Annotated in this window: 1 protein-coding gene and 1 pseudogene; both read left to right on the top strand. The window is 33.7% G+C overall.

What is annotated here, in order from left to right; all coding sequences use genetic code 11:
* Nucleotides 1-273, top strand: a 273-nt coding sequence (locus tag AC1DTM_RS31000; protein WP_477001762.1) for a DUF4430 domain-containing protein, incomplete at its 5' end; no start/stop codon positions are given.
* A gap of 23 nt (nucleotides 274-296) precedes the next feature.
* A pseudogene (locus AC1DTM_RS31005) lies at nucleotides 297-567 on the top strand (energy-coupling factor transporter transmembrane protein EcfT); the annotation flags it as partial.

Raw genomic sequence — 567 nt, forward strand, 5'->3', positions numbered from 1 at the left:
GGACATGAAGGATACTTATTAGGTGCGAAAAAGGTTGATGTACAAGAAGGTGCTACTGTATATAGTGTACTAAATAGTACAGGATTAGATGTTGATGCGAGTGGATCTAAAGGTGATGTTTACGTAAAAGGGATTAATGATTTATACGAAAAAGATATAAGTGATACAAGTGGTTGGAAATACCGTGTGAACGGTGCATTTCCGAATCGTAGTGCTGGTGTAGTTACAGTAAAACCAGGAGATACAATTGAATGGGTGTATGTATTAAAATAAGAAAGGACCTTCGGTAAAGGACTATGAAAATAAGCTTTTCTTCTTTACATCCTTTTGTGAATTTTTTCTATTATATTGGGGTGATGATACTATGTATGATGTGTCTTCATCCTCTTTTTTTAATTGGAGCGATTATACTAATAGTAATCTTAAATATAGTACAAGGAAATGGCGAGAAAATAAGAAACATGCTGCCTAGTACTATCGTATTCTTTCTAATGGTAATTTTATTTAATTCTTTATTAACACATAGAGGGGCGACTACGTTATTTTGGTTAGGAGATAGCCGGATTA

The organism is Bacillus sp. P4_D3, assembly GCF_056401855.1.